Here is a 21158-nt window from a genome sequence, read left to right on the forward strand (position 1 = left end):
CTGCCCGCTGCCCGACGCAGCGCCTGTATTACCGACCCGGTGTACCGGCTGTCATAGCCCCCTCCTTTGCGAAAAAGCATGCCCGCTGACGGGCCGCCACGAGCCTCTCCGCGCCGAATTGAAAACAGGCGATCTGTTACCCCAAACGACATCGCCATCCCGGAAAGCGACCCCTTCGATGCTGATCCGGATAGTTCAGCTAAAAACAATTGCCATGCGGTCGACAGAATGAGAGACAGGCCTGCATGGCCAGGCGCCATTACCTTTGTCTCAACTCGGATGGAAGATGACGATGCTCGGTATCGCAACGGCCAGGCTGGCCAATATGGGAACGGCCACGAAGCTCGCCCTTGGCTTCGGCCTGGTCTTGCTGCTCACCGCCGTGGTCGCCATCGCTGGGCTGGCCGCCTTGCGTTCGGTGGATATGCGATTCGACGCACTCAAGCGCGTGTCGTCGATAAAAACCGAAGTCCTGTATATCCGCAGCATCGAGCAGCACTTCACCGAAAGCGGCGACGCTGAGCATGTAAAGGCGCTCAACGACAAGGTGGCCGCAACCTTGGCCAACGTTGCCGAGCTCAAGGCACAGCTGGGGGAGGCTCAACAACAGGGGCTCACCAGCGTCGAGCAAGCCCTCGGTGAATATCAGGATGCGTTCGCCCGCTTCGTGCAGGTTTCAGATGCCAAGACCATTGCGCTGGATTCCGCCTATTGGTCAGTGGTCAGCGCTTCCAACAGCCTCGACATCCTTCAGAGCGGGCTGGTCGAGGACGGGCTCTACGATCTCAAGGAATCCCAGGGGGAGCGAGGCGCCGAAATGGTCGGCCAGGGACAGCAGATCGCTCAGTTGTACAGCCTGATTCTCTCCGCACTCAATGAGGCCCGCCAGCGCACCCAGCAGCGCGACGAAGCGCCTGCCACGACGATCCAGCAGGCCCAGGCGGCGCTCGATCTTGCTAACGCGTTGATGGAAACGCTGGACCGCGGCATGTACGGTGCGGTGTTGACCGAGGTACTGGGCAACATCAAGTCGTTCAACGACAGGCTGGCCGATTACACCCAGGCATTGGGAGACGGTGCCCGCCTTTACACTGAAATGAACGCTCGTGCGGCCGGTGCACTCGAGGCTGCGGACAAGGCCTACCAGGCTCAGCAAGACGCCATGCAGGCCGATCTGGTCGCCAGCAGCAGCTTGATTCTGATTGCTTCCGGGTTGGCTTTGATCGTCGGCGTCATCGCCTCGCTGTTGATCACCCGCCTCATCGTCCGGCCATTGCGCGAAGTAATACAGGCTGCCAACCAGATCGCTCGGGGAGACCTGAGCGCGCAGATCGTGGTTAATCGTCGTGATGAGTTCGGCCAACTGATGCTGGCGATGCAGGAGATGTCGAAGAGCCTGCGCGGCATCGTCGGCCGCCTGCAAGGGGCGGTGACGCAAATCGCTGATTCCGCGGAGCAGGTCGCGGGCGTCACCGCCAAGGCCCGGGACGGTGTGTTGCGGCAACGGGTCGAGATCGATCAGGTCGCCACCGCGATGAACGAGATGTCCGCCACCGTTCAAGAGGTGGCCCGCAACGCCGAGGAGGCGGCCGGTTCCGCTCGGGTTGCCGACCGCACGGTTGGCGGCGGACATGCGATGGTCAAGCAAAGCATGGAGCGGGTAAATCAGCTGGTCGGTTCGGTTCAGGAAGCGGTCCGAGGCATCGATGCGCTGAGCGAAGAAAGCCAGAACATCGGCACCGTGCTTGACGTCATCAAGAGTGTTGCAGAACAGACCAACCTGCTCGCATTGAACGCCGCCATCGAGGCGGCGCGCGCCGGCGAGCAAGGGCGGGGGTTCGCGGTGGTGGCCGATGAGGTCCGCTCGCTAGCGCGGCGCACCCAGCAATCGACGGCTGAAATCCAACAGCTGGTCGACGCGCTGCAGAACGGCGCGAAGGCGTCGGTCAGGCAGATGCAGCAGAGCAATGATCTGGTCCAGCTGACCGCCACCGACGCGAACCAGACGGCGCTCGCCCTGAACGAGATCGCCGCCGCGGTATCCATCATTCAGCAGATGAACCAGCAGATCGCCACGGCCGCCGAGGAACAGACTGCGGTGGCCGAAGAGATCAACCGCAGTGTCATCAACATCCGGGACGTCGCTGACCTGTCGTTCAGGACGATGGACGAAACGACGAACTCCCTCGATCAGTTCAGGACGCTCAGCCATGAACTGCAGGCGTTGGCGGGGCATTTCCGCGTGGAGGGGTAGCGCACGATCGGGCTTCGGTAAATCGTGGTCTATCCCCAAACGCACGGACGCGCACGCCTTTGCTCAGCCAAAGCGGCCAGTAATGTAGTCCTCGGTCTGCTTCTGCTTGGGCTGGGTGAAGATGATGTCGGTCGAGCCGACCTCGATCAGTTCGCCCAGGTACATGAAAGCGGTGATGTCCGAGCAACGCGCGGCCTGCTGCATGTTGTGCGTCACTATGACCACGGTGAACTGTTCCTTGAGGTCGGTGATCAGCTGCTCGATCTTCATGGTCGAGATCGGGTCGAGTGCCGAGGTCGGCTCGTCGAGCAGCAGCACACGCGGGCGCAGGGCGATGGTGCGGGCGATGCACAGACGCTGCTGCTGCCCACCGGACAGGCCCAGCGCGCTTTGCTGCAGCTTGTCCTTGACCTCGTCCCAGAGCGCGGCGCCGCGCAGGGCCTGCTCGACGCGCTCCTGGGTTTCCCCGCGTGACAGCCGCTCGTGGTGGCGAATGCCGTAGGCGACGTTGTCGAAGATCGACATGGGGAAGGGCACGGGTTTCTGGAATACCATCCCGACGTTGCTGCGCAGGCGGCTCAGCGAATACTTCGGATCGAGGATATTCTCCCCGTCCAGCAGGATCTCGCCAGTTGCCGTCTGCCCCGGGTACTCGGCGTAGATGCGGTTGAAGATACGCAGCAGTGTCGACTTGCCGCAGCCCGAAGGGCCGATGATCGCGGTGATGCGGTTGGCCGGGATGTCGAGGCTGATGGATTTGAGCGCGACGTGCTGGCGGTACTGGAAACCGACGTTGCGTGCGCAAATTTCAGGCATGTGGTTCTGGAGATTGGTCATTACGCACCCTTCCGGCGGGAGAAGACGAAGCGGGACAGCAGGCTGAGCAGCAGCACGAACAGGGTCAGCAGCAGCGCGCCGGCCCAGGCCAGTGCCTGCCAACTTTCGAACGGGCTCATGGCGAACTGGAAGATGGTCACCGGCACACTGGCCATGGGCTTGAGCAGGTCGCCGTTCCAGAACTGGTTGCCGAACGCGGTGAACAGCAGCGGCGCGGTTTCGCCGGTGATCCGTGCCATCGACAGCAGCACCCCGGTCACCACGCCGGCTTTGGACGCGCGCAGCAATATCTGCAGCGTGACCTTCCAGCGCGGGATGCCGAGCGCCAGCGCCGCTTCGCGCAGCGAGGCGGGCTGCAGTTGCAGCATCTCATCGGTGGTCCGGGTAACGACCGGGACGACGAGCATGGCCAGTGCCAGGCCGCCGGCCAACCCGGAAAAGCTCACCGAACCGCCGGTGAGCTGGTTCATCGGGATGACGATGGCGGTGTAGACGAACAGGCCGATGACGATGGACGGTGCCGACAGCAGGATGTCATTGACGAAGCGCACCAGCGTGCCCAGGCGCGATGTGCGCGCGAACTCGGCCAGCCACAGGCCGGCGAGAATGCCGATTGGAGCACCGATGGCCAGGGCCAGCAGCGTCATCAGCACGCTGCCGAACAGGGCATTGGCGAGGCCGCCTTCGGCACCGGGCGGCGGGGTCATTTCGGTGAACAGATCAAGGCTCAGTGCGCTGCCGCCCTTGATCAGCGTCGTTAGCAGAATCCAGACCAGCCAGCCGAGTCCGATCAGCGCCGCTCCGCTGCTCAGCACCATGGCGAACGCGTTTTTCAACCGTCGTGTGCGGTAGAGATTTTCGTTGAGGTTCATCAGTTGCCCGCCCGGCGCGACATGCGGGCCAGCATCAGGCGGGCCAGCAACAGCACGATAAAGGTGACCACGAACAGCAGGAAGCCCAGCGCAATGAGCGATGAGCGATGCAGGTCGGTGTAGGCCTCGTTGAATTCGTTGGCGATCACCGAGGCAATCGAACTGCTCGGCATCAACAGCGACATCGACAGCTGGTGCGCGTTGCCGAGCACGAAGGTCACGGCCATCGTCTCGCCGAGCGCGCGGCCAAGCCCGAGAAAGATCCCGCCGACGACCGCTGAGCGCGTGTACGGCAGGACGATGTCCCAGCAGACCTCCCAGGTCGTCGAGCCGAGGGCGTATGCCGATTCCTTCAGCGCCGGCGGGACGGTACGAAACACCTCATACATCACCGAGGTGATGAACGGCAGGATCATGATCGCCAGGATGATGCCTGCGCTGAGCATCCCGATGCCCAGCGCCGGGCCCTGGAAGAACGCGCCGATCAGAGGCAGCGCGCCGAGATATTCGCTGATCACCGGGGAGAGGTACTGCGCCATGAAGGGGCCGAACACGAACAGGCCCCACATGCCGTAGATGATCGATGGAATCCCGGCCAGCAGCTCTACCGCCGAGGCCACCGGCGTGCGCAGCCAAGGCGGCGCGATCTCCGAAAGAAACAGCGCAATGCCGAAGCTGACCGGAACCGCCAGCACGAGCGCAATAAGGGAGGTCATCAGGGTGCCGTAGATCGGCACCAGTGCGCCGAACCGGCCATTGACCACATCCCACTCGCTGCTGGTCAGAAACGACCAGCCAAAGGTGGAAAAGGCCAGGCGGCCGCCCCAGAGGGTGGACGCGGCGGCACCGAGCATGACCGCCAGCACCAACAGGGCGGCCGTCAGCAGAATAAATCGAAACCAGCGATCGTGCCGCGTGTCGCTTTGGGCGCGGTGTTCGCGTTGGTCGCGTGTCAACGGCAGATGGGCGACCGGCATGGGATTGGCGGTGGGCATGAGGGAGTCCTAAAGCAAAGCACCCCGCGCCGTTACCGGAGCGGGGTGGTTACGGGCGCGGCCATTCAGTTCTTGAAATCGGACGACCAGTACGACTCGATCTTGTCGACCAGCGAGTCCGGCAGCGCGACATAGTCGAGCGCGGCGGCATCCTTCTGGCCGTTTTCCAGCGACCACTTGAAGAAATCGAAGGCGGCCTTGCTGCGCTCGGGGTTCTTCGGGTCCTTGTACATGATCACCCAGGTGGTGGCGGTGATCGGCCAGGCCTGCTCACCCGACGCATTGGTCATCAGCAGGTTGAAGTCCTTGGCGTTGCCCCAGTCGGCGGTGTCGGCGGCAGCCTGGAAGCTGTCGGAGTTTGGCTGGACGAATTTGCCGGCGGCATTCTTCAGCTGCGCGTGGGCCATCTTGTTCTGCAGGGCGTAGGCGTATTCGACGTAGCCGATCGAGTTCTTGATCTGCTTGACGTAGGCCGAGACGCCTTCGTTGCCCTTGCCGCCGACACCGGCCGGCCAGTTGACGGTGGTGCCGAAGTCGACCTTCTGCTTCCACTCCGGGCTCACCTTGGCCAGGTAGTTGGTGAAGTTATAGGAGGTGCCCGAGCCGTCCGAACGATGGACGACGGTGATCTTCTCAGCCGGCAGCTTGAGATCCGGGTTCAGCTTGGCGATGGCGGGGTCGTTCCAGGTCTTGATCTCGTCGAGGAAGATCTTGGCCAGCGTCTCGCCGTCGAGTTTGAGCTTGCCGGGCTCGATACCTTCGATATTCACCACCGGGACGATGCCACCGATGATGGTCGGGAACTGACCGAGGCCGGATTTCTGCAGGTCATCAGAGGACAGCGGGGCGTCGGAGGCGCCGAAGTCCACGGTGGCTGCCTTGATCTGGGCAATGCCGCCGCCCGAACCGATCGACTGGTAGTTGATGCGGTTGTCGGAGTGCTCGCTATAGGCTTGCGACCATTTGGAGAGGATCGGATAGACGAAGCTGGAGCCGGCACCGGTCACGTCGGTGGCATGCGCGAAGGAGCTCAGGCAAAGTGCCGACAGCAGAGCGGAGAGGCGGAAGGTGCGTCCCATGTACGTAACTCCTGGTTTCGGGCGGGGGTGGCCAGCACTCTAGGCCCGCTTTGTGAAACTAAGATGACGGTCATGTTGCAGATGGACGCGGCGAGACATGCGGTGGGCTGGCTATTGCTGGCGCGACGCGATGAGATGGCGGTGCGCTCAAGGGTTGCATTGCCGCGCCAGATACTCGCCTGGCGTAGCGCTACTGCTTAAGGGTTTAGGTCGGTTTGGCGAAGCCGCTGCCGGGACATATCGGGGAGCGGGGCGACCTGGCGGGCAGGGGTTTCGATAGTGGCTGATCGTCGCTGACGTCTGCTTCGATCAAGCGGGCCGCGCCATTACCGGCGCGGTGGTCAGCCCGCGGTATTTCCGTTTGCTGGTCCGAGCAGGATGCGCCGCCGGGGCGCGCCCCGGCAGAGGGCCGAGTGGCCCGCGGCTTACTGGCGAACCCAGGTCTGGGTGCGGCCCAGCGCTTCGATGCCTATGTAGCCGCGCATCTCCAACTTTTCGCCGCCGTCGAGTAGCGTCACCTTGGCACGGTAGGTCTTGCCCTTGGCCGGATCGAGAATGGTGCCGCCTGTCCAGACGCGTTCGCCGTCGGGCTTGAGTCCCCAGAGAATGGTCATGCCGGTGATGGGCTGGTCTTTGCGCTCGCCTTCGCAGGCGCTGCACACAGGATTTGGGCCATGGTCCGATTGCAGGATCTGCGCGACCTTGCCCGTCAATGTGCCGTCGGCGGCTTCTTGAATTTCGACAATGGACTTGGGTTTGCCGGTTTCGTCATCGATGGTCTGCCAGCGACCAGCGGGTGACTCGGCGGCGAAGGCCACGGACGTAAAGGTCAAGGGTAATGCCATCAATACGGCGGTAAACAGTGCGCGCATGGTTTCTCCTGGGATTATTCGAGGGCAGCGACTCTACCACTGCTTTCGACCCGTAGCGCCTCGCTGAGTTTGCGCCGTTAGTGCCAAGATCGAGGACTATCGGCGCGCGAAGCGCTGAATACCGGTGGCACACGGTGTGTCATGTCGCTGTCACGTCAGTGTCATAGGATCGCTGCTTTTCGGCTAGGAGCCCGTTATGCCTACTCTTCGTCCGTTGTTGTTCGCATTGTTATGGCCCGGTTTGGCGTGCGCCGAGGTACGGGTCGTGGGGCCGATCGAGGCTGGTGTGTTCGAAAGCGTCTATCAGGACCAGCAGCCTGGCGAGCATGTCCTCACCCGCAACGACCAGCGCATCCTCGAGGCTGATCACATACCGCTGAAAATCGGCACCAAGTTCGGCCTGCGCTACCGTCTGGACGACAAGCGCGCCGACGATACACCGCTCACGCTGCTCTATCTGACGCCCGGGGTGGTCGATCCGAGCGGCCAGCGGCACGACCGGTACGAAGTGGTACAGGAGCTGGTGCCCGATGCGCCGCAGGACGTCATGGCGTTCGAGTTCACCGAGACGCATGAGCTAGTGCCGGGTGAATGGCATTTCATGGTGTTCCAGGGCGATCGCAAACTGGCTGAGCAGCGCTTCCAGGTACGCTGATTCGCCCTGGCGATTGCCGCAGGTCAAGCTGGTATTGGCGCACTGCGTCCCGGTCAGATGGGCCGGAGCAGACTTGTCTTGGCGTCGGCTCCGCGCCATGCTTGCCGTCGGCTCAAAGAAGGAGTGCCGTGATGCAAGGAAGGCTGACCGTTCTGCTGTTGTGCATGTTGGCGTTTCAGGCGCATGGGGCGTTCAAGAAAGACGACGAGGCGTTCGCCCTCCGGCAGGCCGAACTGGAGCCGCGGTGCGAGGCGGCGCGGAGCGAGAAGTTGGCACCGCTGCGCGAAGCCGCCTTCCAGCAGTGCATGAACGCCAAGCGCGGCGCCGATACCGAAGCCGACTGCCGGCGCAAGACCGCTGGCGAGAATGGCAATCGGGTCGGCGGAACGCCACGCTTCTATGACCTGCCCGCCTGTGTCGAAGCCTTCGAGCACAAGCGCCAGCGCCGCTGATTGTTCCCCCTCGTACGCCCAGGACACATCAGGCGCAGCGTGTTCCCGCGGAATGCCCACGCACCTGGCACCGATGCTGATCGACATTCATTGAGCCGCAACCTCCGCACGCCAGCCTGCAAGCCGTTTCCCCTCGTGCCATTGCGATCCGTTCTCCGTTCGGTCATCAGCTGAACCGGACGAGGGGCTGCCGGATACCGGGTTAGCGCTGGCGGCGGGCGCCACCGTTCGTCGGTGCGCGGAGCTAAGGACAACCCGGCGTTCAAGTCTGTGCCCGAAGCGCCGAAAAAAGGAGTGCTTGAATGCTCTTTGAATGATGCCAGTATGATGGCGCTGCGCCCGTGCCTAGCTGACGCTCCGACCCAGAGGTCACCCGATGAACTCACCATCGTTCCGCCATCTGACGCTTGCCCTGTCGTTGCTCGCGTTGCTATTCGGTGGTCAGACGGCGTGCGCTCATGGGGGCCTTACCGTGGTCACCGAAGAGTTGCCGCCGTACAACATGACCCTCGGCGGCAAGCTGACCGGCATGAGCACCGAGGTGGTCCAAGCTGTGCTCAAGGAGGCGGGCGAGACGGCGCATATACAGTCGATGCCATGGGCGCGTGCCTACGACATCGCGCTCAATTCCGAGAAGGTGTTGATCTATTCCATTGCCCGCACGGCGCAACGCGAGACGCTGTTCAAGTGGGTGGGCGTGATCGCGCCAACACGTTGGTACCTGTTCTCGCTGCCTGGCACGCAGTTCAATCTGAAGAGTCTCGAAGACGCGCGTCAGTATCAGATCGCCACGGTGAAAGACGACGTCGGCGAGCAGTACCTGATCGACAAGGGCTTCGCCATCGGCCGCAACCTGCAGTCGAGCAACAAGTACGAACACAACTACGCCAAGCTCAAGGCAGGCCGCGTGGACCTGTGGATTTCCAACGAGTTGAACGCGCACTACCTGGTCCGCAAGGGCAGCGGAAATCCTCATGAAAACGCCGTGCCGCAGCTGAGCCTCGACGATCTCGGCGGTGCCAATGGCTTGTGCATGGCATTCAGCCGCAACACGCCGGACGAGGTGGTCGAACGCTTCCGTCACGCACTCGCGCGCGTGCGGGCCGATGGGCGTTACGACGCCATCGCCGCCAGATGGCTGAAATGAACGCCTATCAACCTGACTCCACCCCGGTCGTGCCGCGCCAGACCAGTTCGCTCGGCCGGCGTCTGGTACTGGTCACGCTGGGCTTCTGTCTGCTGTTCACCCTGGTCACGGTAGGCGTGCGGACCTGGTCGGCCTGGCAGCACGGCCTGGCGACGATGAATGCCGAACTCGCGCTGATCGATCAGGTGTTTCGGAGCAATCTGGCCAAAGCGATCTGGGAAATGGACAGCGACGCACTGCAAACCCAGCTCGACAGCGTCGCCCAGGCGGCGCCTATCGGTCGTGTCGAGCTGCAGATCATCCGTGCCGGGCGCGAGCCGGAGGTCATCGAGCGCGAGCGCGCGCAGCAGCCGGCCGAGCATCGGGCGCCGCGGCTGCATCATGTTCTGACCTACGTTCCCTACGCCGACGCCAGCGAAACGGTGGGCGAGCTGACGCTGGAAGGCAACGAAGGCGTGCTCTGGGATCGGCTGATCAGTGAGGTCACCGATATCGTCATCACCCAGATCATCCAGTCGCTGCTGCTCGCCGGCCTGATCATGTGGATGTTCAACCGCACCGTGACCCTGCACGTCCGCCGCATTGCCCGTCACCTGAGCCGGCTGACCCCCGACAACCTGGACAAGACCCTGCGCCTCGAACGCAGGATGACCGAGCGCGATGAGTTGAGCCTGCTGGAGTTGGGCGTCAACGGGCTGCAAGCCAAGCTTTCCACCTACCTCGAGCGCCAGCACCACGACGAACAGGCCCTGGCGGCCCATCGCGATCGCCTGGCCGAGCTGGTCGCAGAGCGCACCGCCGAGCTGCGCGCCGCCAACGTGCGGCTCGAAGAGCTGTCGCGCAGCGATCCGCTCACCGGCCTGGCCAACCGGCGTCACTTCGATGAACTCAAGGAGATCGAATTCCGCCGCGCGCTGCGCCAAGGCCTGCCGCTGACCGTACTGATGTGCGATGTGGATTTTTTCAAGCGCTACAACGACCACTACGGCCATGCGCAAGGGGACCATTGCTTGCAGGCCGTGGCCGAAACGCTCAGCAGTGTTTTCGCCCGTGCCGGCGAGGTGGTCGCGCGGCTCGGTGGCGAGGAGTTCGTGGTGCTGATGCCGGGCGTGGACGCCGAATCCGCCTGGCGCGCCGCCGTGAGGCTGCAGCAACGGCTGGCCGAGCGGGCACTGCCACACGCGGGCTCCGACGTGTCGTCCCAGGTAACCCTGAGCATCGGTCTGGCCGCGTTCGAGCCGGGCTGTATCGACCAATTCGACCAGCTGCTTCGCCGGGCGGATGAGGCTCTATATCGAGCCAAGACCCAGGGCCGCAACTGTATAGCTGTCTGACCGACTGTGAGGAACCATACAATGCGCCCGATTGCCTGGATCGCCTGCTCGCTGGGATTGCTCGGTATGACGCTGCAGGCCGCGCCGCTACGGGTCGTGACCGAGGATACGGCGTACAGCTATCTGCAAGATGGCCAGGTATCCGGCACCGCCAGCCAGGTGGTCGAAGCGACGCTCCAGCGCGCCGGGTTGACGGACTACCATGTCGCTCTCTACCCCTGGGCCCGTGCCTACGACATGGCGCTGAGCGAGCCCGGTGTGCTGATCTACCTGATCGCCCGGACACCCGAGCGTGAAGCCCTGTTCCGCTGGGTCGGCGAGATCATGCGCATCGAGTACCACTTCTACAAGCTGCGCTCGCGAGACGACATTCAGGTACCCGATCTGGAAGCGGCCAAGGCCTATCGAATCGGCGTGTTGCGTGAGGACGTCCGCCACCAGTACCTGCAGGCCAAGGGCTTTCATAAGATCGTGGTCGCCGCGCAGAACGGTGAAAACTTCAGGCGCCTGCTCAATGGTCAGGTCGATCTGGTGCCGATGCCCGAGCAGGACATCGTGGTGCTGTGCAACGAAGCCGGGATCGATCCGGCCAGCGTCGAGCGGGTGTTCACGCCCGACGCCGCCACACAACTCTATATGGCGTACAGCCGACAGACCGATGACGACGTCGTGTTACGCACCCAGGCCGCGTTCGAGCAACTGCAGGCCGAGGGCACGGTGGCTGAGCTGATGGTCGGCCGTCACTGATTCATGCCACCGGGCGAGCTCAAGGCCCGTTGCTCTGCTCGAACTCGTTGAGTGCCTTGCGGCAGCCGACCCCAGAGCCCTCTCCGAGCCCTGCTTCCAGCCAGGGCAGTATCGCCAGCGGCGGCGCGACCAGGGCGCCAGCCACACTCGCAACGGCACGGGCTGCCAATTCGCCGGTCACCACGCTGACCTGTGGGTTGCTCAGCGTGCCCTGAAGTTCCACCGGTGAGTTGCCGGAGAACAGGCTGATGTCCTTGGCGTGAGCCTCGAACGCCAGGTCCAGGCGTTCGCTGTCGAGCTTGATGGTGCCGCCACCCGTGATATTGCTGTCGGCGGTGCTGATGAAAAGCTGCTCCAGCTTCGCTATGCCATCTGTCGAGTCGAAACGCAGGTAGGTGCAATTCATTGGTACCTGTTCGGCATCAACGAGCGCGGCCAGCGCAGCCTCCCCTCCGTCCAGGCCGAGCAGTTCCACGGCGAGCGTATCCAGCTTCCCGCCGGACATCGCAAGTTCCAGCTGGCCGTCAAGTGCGGCCGCCATCTCGCCCAGTGATTGGCCTTCGAAGTTCAGCTCCAGCTGGCCGCCAATGGTTCCGGCCGAGTCCTGCGCGACCTGTGAGAGGTCGGCCTCGCGCAGCACGGGAGATAGATTGACGCTGGTGATATCCAGGTGCAGTTCGCCTGTGGGTTGCGGTGGCCTGATATCCAGGCGCAGCCGGCCGTTGGCTTTGCCTTTGCCGATGGCGAGGGACAAGGGTTCGGCCACTAGTACGCCTTCGTCCAGCTCGACTTTGAGGTCGACGGCGTTCAGAGGGATGTCCTTGGCTACCACGTTGTCCGCCTCGTAGCGGACGATGGCGTCGCGGTCGCGTAGCGCATCGAGGCCAAGCGATTTGTTGGAAAACACCTGTCCATCATCAGGATCTGTCGGTGTGCCGGGCGCTTTCAGATCCGAGGTGTGGAGGCTGTCCGAATGCAGATTGGCCCAGAGCATGGGACGACCGCCGAGGTCGACGCGAACGTCGCCGCTCAGGTCGCTCTGGCCCCACTGCGCACGAAGGTCCTGCAGCCGCAATTGCGGCTTCTCCCAGAGCAGCTGGCCGCGTAGCTGGTAGCTGGCCAGCGAAGGCAGGTTCAAGCCTGTCAGCGGGCGGAGGTTCGCCGGGTTCGGGCCTTCGAGCGAAATCGCGAGATCCGCCGCCTCCCACTGCAATGGATCGGTGATGGTGCCATTTATACTCAGGCGGCTTTCGCGCGACGTCGCCGAGCCTTCGACGGGATAGGGTTGATCACCGAAAAGATCTTCCAGCGCACCGACATCAAGTTCGAACTGCAGCGGCGCCTCGTTGCGCCAGGCCTCACCCGCCAAGTGCAGACCGGAGTCCGTGGAGGTCGCGTCCACTTCGATCCGCAGATGGCGTGCCGGATTCGCATAGCTCAGATGCGTGTCACTCAGACGTGCTGAGTCCTGCCCCAGCTGCGCATGCAACTCACCGTCCAGTGTGCCCAGCTTCGGATAGCCCGCCGGCTCAAGGGCGCGGCCCAGGTCCAGTTCCTCGACGGAGAGATCGACCGTTCCGCTCAGCGAGTTCTTCGTCAGGTCGAGGGCTCCGCTGGCGCTTATGGCTCCGTCGCCTTGAGCCGCATGCAATTGCTGGATCTGCAAACGCTGCTCGGCCAGGCTGCCCTTGAGCACTAGGTCACTCAACACCGCATCGCCATAGAGGAGCTGATCCAGGCTGAGGTCGACCTCGCCTCGATAGCGACGCAAAGGCTGCAGCAGGTTCCGGATACGCTGTTGCAGCGACTGCTCGTCACCAGTTACCTGCGACTGCGTGCTGTCCGGCTCCGCGTTGAGCAAGCGCATCACGCCCCAGCGATTGAGGTCGAGCCTGTTGCCTTGCAGGTGCACGGTCAGTTCCGGTGTCTCGCCGCGCTCAAGGACCAGCGAGCCGGTGAGATGACTGTCGCCCGTCTTCAGTTCCATGTCCTGCAATGCCCAGCGCTGCCCGTCACGCTTCAACCGGGTGCTGAAATCGAATGCCGGAACATCGATGGCCGGGCGATCGAAGCTCATCAGTTCGGCAGCTTCCGGCGCGCTCACCGACAACTCTCCTTGCAAGGCATCGAGCTGTGGCAGCTGCTTGGCTTCACCGGCGAACTGCGCCTGGATCTCACCCAGTTGCGCATCGAGCGTCACGGCATAGGGCGCACCGCTGGCCAAGGCCTGGGATGGGGGCTCGCCTGTCAGCCTCAACTCCAACGGTTTCCCCTGCACGCTACCCTGGCCCTCAATGGAGAGCTGGCGTTGGTCCGGGCCGTTATCGGTGGTGGCTATATCAAGCGTGAGCTCGACATCCAGCGCTGCGTCGCGATAGGTGAGCCGTCCGTTCTGGACGCGGATGGTATCGGGCTGGATAGGCGAGGTACTGTCGCTGGGGCTGTCTTCGTTTGCCAATGCTGCCCAGTTGGAGCGGCCATTCGCCTGCCGGGCCAGGTGGACTTCAGGTTGTTCGAGCGTCAACGATTGCAGGCTGAGGTTGCCGGTCAGCAGCGCGCCGACATCGATCTCTGCCTGCATGGCATCAAGCTTGAGCATAGACGGGTGTTCGGCCCACTCGGGGTTGGCGATTTCGACATTGCTTACGCTGACTCCCAGCGGAATGCCCCAGTCGACGTCGAGTTCCCCGATCTTTACCTCGCGGCCATCCAGGCGCTGACTCAGTTGGGCTTCGATCTTTTCCCGCGCCCACTGCGTTTGCACCAGCATTGCCGCAGTCACCGCGAGCAGCACCAGCGCTGCCAGCACGACTCCAAAGATTTTCGCTGCCTTCGCCACTATGCCTCCTGATCCGGTTTCGCTCGTGCGTGGTAAGGGAGGGTCAGCTGCAAGTGCATGCAGCTTGATAAGTGTCGACCCCTCAGCGCCCGGAAAAGGTCACCGCGAATTAGCCAGGCAGCCCCCTGGGCAACGGCAGTTGGCGCGCGGAAGCTACGAGCGACAGGTTTGATAGTCGCGATGGCAAGACGCAGAGACGGACGAGCGGCAGCGCCGTCGTCCGTGCTGAAAGGGGTTCAACCCTGGAGATCGGCCAGCATCGCCGTGGCTACCGCTTCGGCCACCTTGATGCCGTCGACCCCGGCGGAAAGGATGCCTCCGGCGTACCCGGCACCTTCGCCGGCTGGGTAAAGGCCGCGGGTATTGATGCTTTGCAGTGATTCATTGTCGCGCTTGATTCGTACCGGCGAGGAGGTACGCGTCTCGATCCCGGTAAGCACCGCGTCGGCACGATCGAAGCCGCGGATCTGCTTGCCGAAGGCCGGCAGCGCTTCGCGGATGGCCTCGATTGCGTAGTCGGGCAGCGACGGTGCCAGGTCGCCCAGGCGGACACCGGGCTTGTAGGACGGCTCGACCTCGCCGAATGCGCTGGATGCCCGGCCGCGGATGAAATCGCCGACCAACTGCCCCGGCGCGCAATAGTCGCTGCCACCCAGCTCGAAGGCGCGCGATTCCAGCCGTTCCTGCAGCTCGACGCCGGCCAGCGGGCCGCCGGGGAAATCCTCCTCCGGGCTGATGCCGACGACGATGCCGGCGTTGGCATTGCGCTCGTTGCGCGAATACTGGCTCATGCCGTTGGTGACCACGCGGTTGGGCTCGGAGGTCGCGGCGACCACGGTGCCGCCCGGGCACATGCAGAAGCTGTAGACCGCCCGGCCGTTCTTGGCGTGGTAAACCAGCTTGTAGTCGGCTGCGCCCAGCTCCGGATGGCCGGCGTATTTGCCCAGGCGCGCGTTATCGATCAGCGACTGTGGGTGCTCGATGCGGAAGCCCACGGCGAAGGGCTTGGCCTCGATGTAGACGCCGCGCTCGTGGAGCATGCGAAAGGTGTCGCGTGAACTGTGTCCGAGGGCGAGCACCACGTAGCGGCTGCGCAGCTCCTCCCCATCGGCCATGCGTACGCCCTGGATGCGCCCGTCCTCGATGATGAAGTCGACCACACGGCTATCGAAGCGCACCTCGCCGCCCAGTGTTTTGATCTCCTCGCGCATGGTCGAGACCACGCCGGTCAGGCGGAAGGTGCCGATGTGCGGCTTGCTGACGAACATGATCTCTTCCGGCGCGCCGGCGCGGACGAATTCGTGCATGACCTTGCGGCCGTAGAACTTCGGGTCCTTGATCTGGCTGTAGAGCTTGCCGTCGGAGAACAACCCGGCGCCGCCCTCGCCGAACTGCACGTTGGACTCGGGGCTCAGCACCTTCTTGCGCCACAGCGCCCAGGTGTCCTTGGTGCGGCTGCGCACATCACGGCCGCGCTCCAGCACGATCGGGCGGAAGCCCATCTGCGCCAGGGTCAGCGCGGCGAACAGGCCGCACGGGCCGAAGCCGATCACCAGCGGACGCTCGCTCAGCCCCTCGGGAGCCTGGCCGACCGGGTAATAGCCGGTGTCCGGCGAGACGCGGATATTGCGATCTTCAGCCAGGCGTCCAAGTACCTCGTCTTCGTCCGCGACGTCGGCGTCGATGATGTAGACGAAGGTGATCTCGCTGTTCTTCTTGCGCGCGTCATAGCTGCGCTTGAACACGCTGAAGTCGATTAGCTCGGCGTCTTTGATGCCCAGGCGTGCAGTGATGGCCTGGCGCAGGGCTTCGGCGGGATGATCGAGCGGCAGTTGCAGTTCGTTGATGCGAATCATGACGAGTCCTGGCCGGTGGCCCCGGCAGAGGTAAGGGCACGGCTCGATCCCCGGCATGGCCAGCCGCGAATCGAGGTGTCGGGAGTAAGCCGCGCAGTTTAGCCCCGTGGATGGGGCCTGTCATGCCGGTCGATGTGCTGCCCGAAGCGAGGTGCCCACCAACGCAAGAGATCGCCGCTATTGCAGCACGACCCTGGCGTTGAGCGGTTGCAGTGGGCGGTTGTTGGCATGGCCAACGGCGCGCTTCAGCTCGTCGATCTGCTCGCCGGAGGCGATGACCGGTTGCTTGAGCACCAGCCAGCGCACGCCTTCGGTGCAGGGCGGGGTGGTCAATGAGCCGCTGAACCGGTAGTAGTCCAGCGACTCGGGCAGCAACTCGGTGGCATTGGCTACGGGTGCGATCTGGCGGCTCTCGCCTGCCGTGGGCGGCGCGTTCCACAGGCGGGACAGGGCGGCGTTGGTGGCGCCTTCCTCGAACATCAGCGCCAGCACCGCGAGGTTGCCGTCCTTGTCCGCGTGCACCAGGTGCCCTTCGAGCGGATAGGATTTGCCCTCGACGCGGTTCTCGCTCGGTGCGTGGAAGTGGAACTGCAGCAATTGGTATGTGTTGCCGTCGAGGTGCAGGGCGCTCCCCGGTTCGTATACCACCTGGACGGTGTGCCCGTTGTTGACGACCTTGCTGGCGCCCGCCGCGTAACTCAACCGCAGTGGCGTCAGCTCGGCTTCGACGAAACCGCTGAGGTCGACAGGCGACTGGTTCTTGCCTTGGCAGGCACCGAATTCCGGGGTCAGTTTGGCCCAGTTTTCCGGCCCCGCGTCGCCCGAATAAGCCCAGTGGGTCCCGGGCGTAACAGCCCAGGCATTGGCACAGACAAGCAGGGCGGCGAGGCCCGGTAGGGTGTGTTTCATGAGATCTCCACTGCTTTTCACTATTGTTTTTAACGGAGCGAAGCCCGGGGATTGGCTTTCGTCTGTTGGACAAGCGCGCTGCCGGGTTGCTCACTCGGGTTCGAGTCGCCCGGCCATCGCGCGAAGCCCGGTTTCGGCAGGCTCTAGCGCAGCGGTGCGCTACGACTCGCCGGCCATTCGTCGCGCCACCTGCCAGGCCGGTTGGCGAGCCGGCTGTTTTGTCATCATCGAGGCTGCAATCGCCTATACTCGCGCGCCATTGGCCGTGACCCCAGGGCGCGGTGCTCGGCGACCCCGGTTGGTTTGCCTGGGTCGGTCACCTCAGAAGGGAACATTCATGCTCAACAACGATGTGATGCGCAGCCTGCGCTACATCCTCAACGTCAACGACGCCAAGATCGCCGAGATAACGCGGCTCACCGGTTGCGAGATTCCCGATTCCGAAGCGGTGGCCTATCTTAAGAAGGACGACGAGGACGGGTTCAAGCCCTGCCCCGACCGGATCATGGCGCACTTTCTCGACGGCCTGGTGATCTACAAGCGTGGCAAGGACGAGAGCCGGCCGACGCCGCCCATCGAGCTGCCGGTGACCAACAACACGGTGCTGAAGAAGCTGCGCGTGGCGTTCGAACTCAAGGAAGACGACATGCACGCGATCCTCAAGTCCGTCGACTTCCCGGTCTCGAAACCAGAGCTCAACGCGCTGTTCCGCAAGGCGGGGCATAGCAACTACCGGGTCTGCGGCGACCAGCTGTTGCGCAACTTCCTCAAGGGGCTGGCGCAACGCGGCCAGTGACTGCGTCCTGACACGAGAAAGCCCGGCTGATCAGCCGGGCTTTCTCGTTGTGCCAGCGCCTTAGCTCTGGATCATTGCGATGACCTTGTCACGCAGCTTCGGGTCGTTCTGCACGGCCTGGTTGATGGCGTTGTATTCCTCGATGCTCAGGTCGTTCTCCTGCACCGTATTCATCATTTTCTCGTTGGCCTGCTGCTGCAGCTGCTGGGCCTCGGCCGGGTCGCCGGTCTTTTCCAGCTTGGCGGTGAAGTCCTCGCGGATTTCCATGATTTCACCCAGCGAGTCGGCGAACTTCTCCAGCTTCTTGTCGCTGATGTCCGCTGCCTGTACTGCGGGGGCAGGCTGCGTCGCCGGCGCTGGGCTGGCCTGCTGAGCGGCCACCTGCGTGGCGCCGGCGGCCATCAGCAGCGCGGCGAAACTGGCGGAAACGAGGCGGGTGTTTAGCTTGGTCATGATCCGGTCCTGTCGTTGAGAGTTCACCAGTCAGGATTGCATCGCCCGTGCCAGAACGGGCATCTCGCCCCAAGTCTTTGATTTACATGAGTTCGCGCCGTTCGTCACAGCCGCGTCGACCGATCAAAGTAGCCTCTGTAGAGTGCCAATATGGCACATGTAGCAGTTTGGCAAGGTATCTCGACCCTGCGCGGCGCGCTGGTATTGAAGGTCGTCGTCCCGCTCGTCGCGATCATGTTCGGCTTCAGTTATCTGATGCTGTGGACGGTCGAGCGCAGCAGCGAGCGGCGTTTGCAGGAGGAGGTCGAGCTGGTCGCTCGGGCGGTGCGTCTGCCCCTGAGCGACAGCCTGGAGCGCAAGCACGATCGCACCATGCAACAGGTGCTCGAGTCCGTGCTCGGCGTCGGGCGCGTCTATGGCGCCTACCTGTACGACGACGAGGGCGAGCTGGTGGCCTATGCCGGGGCCATGCAGCCCGACCAGGACCAGTCCTCGATCCAGGAGCTCGCTGCGGACGGCAAGCGCCGCGGTGGCTATCAGCGCATTCGGGGGCAGGAGGTGTACTCGTATTTTCTGCCGCTGGAGCAGAGCGGCGGGCGCATCAACGGCCTGCTGCAGGTGACGCGCCGCTGGAGCGACTTCGAGCGTGATACCCGACGCCTGCGGGTCACCGCTGGCATTTCGTCCGGGCTGCTGTCGCTGCTGGCGGTCGGCATCGTGCTGTTTGGACACTGGTCGGCCATCGGCCGGCATCTGCAGCAGCTCACCCAGAGCATGGCGCGGGTGACGGGCGGCGAACGGCAACACCGCGCGCCACGCAGCGGACCGGCGGAAATCGCGGCGCTTGGCCAGGCGCTCAACCGCATGCTCGACAGCATCGCCGAAGCCGAGCAGCAGATGGCCGAACAGAAGGCCCGGGAAGCCGAGCTGGAAGCGCGTTTGCGCCGCTCGCAGCAACTGGCCGCCGTAGGGCGTCTGGCCGCTGGCGTCGCCCACGAGCTGGGCAGCCCGCTCAGCGTGATCGATGGCAAGGCCCAGCGTGTGTTGCGCAGCGAAACGCTGGACGACGCCCCGCGCAAGGGGCTGCTGCAGATCCGCAGCCAGGTGCAACGCTTGAGTGAAATCGTCCGACAGCTGCTGGAGTTCGGTCGCGCAGCCGGGCGACCGGTGCGGCGCATGCCGGCCGACGTGCTCGCCCATTCCGCCGCCGCGGCCGTCGCCGACGAGCTGGCCAGCCTCGAGGTGCGGCTGGATCTGCAGGCGCCACCGGACACGCTGTATTGCGAGGTCGACCCGCCGCGTTTCGAGCAGGCCCTGACCAATTTGTTGCGCAACGCCGCCCAGGCCAGCCCCGGCGGCCAGGTGCGCCTGCGCTGGTGGCAGGACGACAACTGTCTGCTGTTCCAGGTCGAAGACGACGGTCCGGGGGTTGCCGAGCAGGACCGTGCGGCGCTGTTCGAGCCCTTCTTCACCACCAAACCGGTGGGCAAGGGCAGCGGTCTGGGCCTGGCGGTCGCGCATGGCGTGGTGTCCGAAAGCGGTGGGCGCATCGAACTGGTGGACAGCCCGCTGGGTGGCGCGGCGTTTCGTATTTCTCTGGCGTTGGCCGATGAGGAGCATGGCGATGCAAACGGATGACAGCAGCCCGCAGCGGGTGCTGGTGGTGGAGGACGACGACAGCCTGCGTCAGTTGCTGGTCGAAGAGCTGGAGGATCGCGCCCTGCAGGTGCGCTCCGTGGCCAGCGCCGAAGACGCGGTGCCGCTGCTGGAAAGCTGGGAGCCGGACCTGGTGGTCAGCGACCTGCGCCTGCCGGGTGCCGACGGCATGGCGCTGCTGCGGCGGGTCAAGGCGATGCAGGCGGCGCCGGCGTTTTTGGTGATCACCGCATTCGGCAGCATTCAGCAGGCCGTCGCGGCGCTCAAGGAGGGCGCCGACGAGTTTCTCACCAAGCCGTTGGACCTCGAACATCTCGGCCTGGCCGTCTCGCGCGCGCTGGAGACGCGCCACTTGCGTGACGAGGTGCGGCGCTTCCAGCAACTGCTCAGCGATGATCGCTTTCACGGCATGCTCGGCCGCAGCCGGGTGATGCGCAGCCTGTTCGATCAGATCCGCCAGCTGGCGCGCGCGGCCGGTCCGGTATTGGTGATTGGCGAGAGCGGCACCGGCAAGGAACTGGTCGCCCGCGCCGTGCACGCCGAAAGTGATCGGGCGCAGCGGCCGTTTCTGGCGATCAATTGCGCAGGATTACCGGCCGAGCTGCTGGAAAGCGAGTTCTTCGGGCATGCCGCGGGCGCCTTTACCGGGGCCAATCGTGCCCACCGGGGGCTGTTCCAGCAGGCCGACGGCGGCACCCTGTTTCTCGACGAGATAGGCGAGATGCCGATGCCGCTGCAGGCCAAGCTGCTGCGAGTCCTGCAGGAGGGCACCATCCGCCCGGTGGGTGGCGAGCGTGAGTTGAGCGTGGATGTGCGCATCATCGCCGCCAGCAACCGGCCGCTGGAAACCGCGGCCGGGCGCGAGTCGTTTCGTGAAGACCTGTTCTTCCGCCTCGAGACGTTCATCTTGCAGGTGCCGCCGCTGCGTGACCGCGAGGAAGACCGCGAGCTGCTCGCCGCCGGCTTCGTCGCGCACTTCGCCGCCCGTGACGGCCGTCCGGTGCGCGGGCTGTCGCGCGCGGCGCTGGAGCAGCTCAGGCGCTATCCGTTCCCCGGCAACGTACGCGAGCTGCAAAATGCCATGGAGCGCGCCGTCACCTTCTGCCACGGGCGCAACATCGAACTCGAACATCTGCCGACGCGCATTGCCAGCTATCAGGAAACCGCGCCGGAGGCGGATGCCCATGCGCTGCTCGGGCTGATGATCGACGGGCCGCTGCTGCCGACGCTGGATGAGCTGGAGATGCGCTATATCCGCCACGTGCTCGAGCGGGTCGAAGGCAACAAGCGCCGTGCGGCCGCCCTGCTCGGCATCGGCCGGCGCACACTGTACCGGCGTCTGGGCGAACAGGAGCGGGATGAGGACTGATCCCTGCTGGCCGACCCGCGCTGTGCATCGCGGCTG

General features: G+C 64.1%; 18 protein-coding genes. 9 read left to right on the forward strand and 9 right to left on the reverse strand.

Features of this window, described 5'->3' with window-relative positions; all coding sequences use genetic code 11:
* The first annotated feature begins 292 nt into the window (after window positions 1–292).
* Window positions 293–2254 carry a HAMP domain-containing methyl-accepting chemotaxis protein gene (locus tag KCX70_RS01485; RefSeq protein ID WP_212619061.1) on the forward strand — a complete coding sequence of 654 codons (1962 nt, stop codon included), beginning with the start codon at window positions 293–295 and terminating at the stop codon, window positions 2252–2254.
* A gap of 63 nt (window positions 2255–2317) precedes the next feature.
* On the opposite strand, the gene pstB is transcribed toward KCX70_RS01485, so the two are convergent.
* The 5 genes from pstB to KCX70_RS01510 all read right to left on the reverse strand — a co-directional run bounded on the left by pstB (window position 2318) and on the right by KCX70_RS01510 (window position 6909).
* Entirely contained in the window at window positions 2318–3091 is a 774-nt protein-coding gene (pstB, locus tag KCX70_RS01490) for a phosphate ABC transporter ATP-binding protein PstB (protein WP_212619062.1), read from the reverse strand.
* On the reverse strand, window positions 3091–3963 hold the full coding sequence (gene pstA, locus KCX70_RS01495; RefSeq protein ID WP_102846378.1) for a phosphate ABC transporter permease PstA: 873 nt from the start codon (window positions 3961–3963) through the stop codon (window positions 3091–3093). Before pstA ends, pstB begins: the two co-directional genes overlap by 1 nt.
* Window positions 3963–4958, reverse strand: a complete 996-nt coding sequence (gene pstC, locus KCX70_RS01500; RefSeq protein WP_212619063.1) for a phosphate ABC transporter permease subunit PstC — start codon at window positions 4956–4958, stop codon at window positions 3963–3965. The genes pstA and pstC overlap by 1 nt, the downstream gene beginning before the upstream one ends.
* A 65-nt stretch (window positions 4959–5023) precedes the next feature.
* Window positions 5024–6037 (reverse strand): phosphate ABC transporter substrate-binding protein PstS, encoded by a 1014-nt coding sequence (pstS, locus tag KCX70_RS01505; RefSeq protein ID WP_021207284.1) that lies wholly within the window; start codon window positions 6035–6037, stop codon window positions 5024–5026.
* 425 nt (window positions 6038–6462) lie between these two features.
* Window positions 6463–6909 carry a DUF2147 domain-containing protein gene (locus KCX70_RS01510; RefSeq protein ID WP_212619064.1) on the reverse strand — a complete coding sequence of 149 codons (447 nt, stop codon included), beginning with the start codon at window positions 6907–6909 and terminating at the stop codon, window positions 6463–6465.
* 196 nt (window positions 6910–7105) lie between these two features.
* Here KCX70_RS01510 and KCX70_RS01515 point away from each other — a divergent pair, with 196 nt between their 5' ends.
* The 5 genes from KCX70_RS01515 to KCX70_RS01535 all read left to right on the forward strand — a co-directional run bounded on the left by KCX70_RS01515 (window position 7106) and on the right by KCX70_RS01535 (window position 11244).
* Complete coding sequence (locus KCX70_RS01515; RefSeq protein ID WP_212619065.1) at window positions 7106–7564, forward strand: DUF3859 domain-containing protein; 459 nt, start codon at window positions 7106–7108, stop codon at window positions 7562–7564.
* Between the two features lie 131 nt (window positions 7565–7695).
* Complete coding sequence (locus KCX70_RS01520; RefSeq protein WP_212619066.1) at window positions 7696–8016, forward strand: hypothetical protein; 321 nt, start codon at window positions 7696–7698, stop codon at window positions 8014–8016.
* 376 nt (window positions 8017–8392) lie between these two features.
* Window positions 8393–9163 carry a substrate-binding periplasmic protein gene (locus KCX70_RS01525; RefSeq protein WP_212619067.1) on the forward strand — a complete coding sequence of 257 codons (771 nt, stop codon included), beginning with the start codon at window positions 8393–8395 and terminating at the stop codon, window positions 9161–9163.
* Window positions 9151–10497, forward strand: coding sequence for a GGDEF domain-containing protein (locus KCX70_RS01530; protein WP_212619068.1), 1347 nt, complete (start codon window positions 9151–9153; stop codon window positions 10495–10497). Before KCX70_RS01525 ends, KCX70_RS01530 begins: the two co-directional genes overlap by 13 nt.
* Window positions 10498–10518: 21 nt before the next feature.
* The gene (locus tag KCX70_RS01535) at window positions 10519–11244 is read left to right on the forward strand and encodes a substrate-binding periplasmic protein (RefSeq protein ID WP_212619069.1); all 726 of its coding nucleotides are present in this window, start codon (window positions 10519–10521) and stop codon (window positions 11242–11244) included.
* Between the two features lie 19 nt (window positions 11245–11263).
* Here KCX70_RS01535 and KCX70_RS01540 read toward each other — a convergent pair whose 3' ends face one another.
* The 3 genes from KCX70_RS01540 to KCX70_RS01550 form a co-directional block, all read right to left on the reverse strand.
* Window positions 11264–14083: an AsmA family protein gene (locus KCX70_RS01540; protein WP_212619070.1), complete on the reverse strand. Its 2820-nt coding sequence runs from the start codon at window positions 14081–14083 to the stop codon at window positions 11264–11266.
* A gap of 236 nt (window positions 14084–14319) precedes the next feature.
* Window positions 14320–15939 carry an NAD(P)/FAD-dependent oxidoreductase gene (locus KCX70_RS01545; protein WP_212619071.1) on the reverse strand — a complete coding sequence of 540 codons (1620 nt, stop codon included), beginning with the start codon at window positions 15937–15939 and terminating at the stop codon, window positions 14320–14322.
* 177 nt (window positions 15940–16116) lie between these two features.
* Window positions 16117–16848 carry a carbonic anhydrase gene (locus KCX70_RS01550; RefSeq protein WP_212619072.1) on the reverse strand — a complete coding sequence of 244 codons (732 nt, stop codon included), beginning with the start codon at window positions 16846–16848 and terminating at the stop codon, window positions 16117–16119.
* 337 nt (window positions 16849–17185) lie between these two features.
* On the opposite strand from KCX70_RS01550, the gene KCX70_RS01555 reads away from it, so the two are divergent.
* On the forward strand, window positions 17186–17644 hold the full coding sequence (locus KCX70_RS01555; protein WP_212619073.1) for a DUF1456 family protein: 459 nt from the start codon (window positions 17186–17188) through the stop codon (window positions 17642–17644).
* 60 nt (window positions 17645–17704) lie between these two features.
* Here the strand turns inward: KCX70_RS01555 and KCX70_RS01560 are convergent, their stop codons facing one another.
* Window positions 17705–18097 carry a DUF4168 domain-containing protein gene (locus tag KCX70_RS01560; RefSeq protein WP_212619074.1) on the reverse strand — a complete coding sequence of 131 codons (393 nt, stop codon included), beginning with the start codon at window positions 18095–18097 and terminating at the stop codon, window positions 17705–17707.
* Window positions 18098–18247: 150 nt separating this feature from the next.
* On the opposite strand from KCX70_RS01560, the gene KCX70_RS01565 reads away from it, so the two are divergent.
* Window positions 18248–19735, forward strand: a complete 1488-nt coding sequence (locus KCX70_RS01565) for a sensor histidine kinase (protein ID WP_212619075.1) — start codon at window positions 18248–18250, stop codon at window positions 19733–19735.
* Window positions 19722–21122 (forward strand): sigma-54-dependent transcriptional regulator, encoded by a 1401-nt coding sequence (locus KCX70_RS01570; protein WP_021207271.1) that lies wholly within the window; start codon window positions 19722–19724, stop codon window positions 21120–21122. Before KCX70_RS01565 ends, KCX70_RS01570 begins: the two co-directional genes overlap by 14 nt.
* The last annotated feature ends 36 nt before the right edge of the window (window positions 21123–21158 follow it).

Origin of the sequence: Stutzerimonas stutzeri, from assembly GCF_018138085.1 — a bacterium.
Classification (GTDB): Bacteria; Pseudomonadota; Gammaproteobacteria; order Pseudomonadales; family Pseudomonadaceae; genus Stutzerimonas; species Stutzerimonas stutzeri_AI.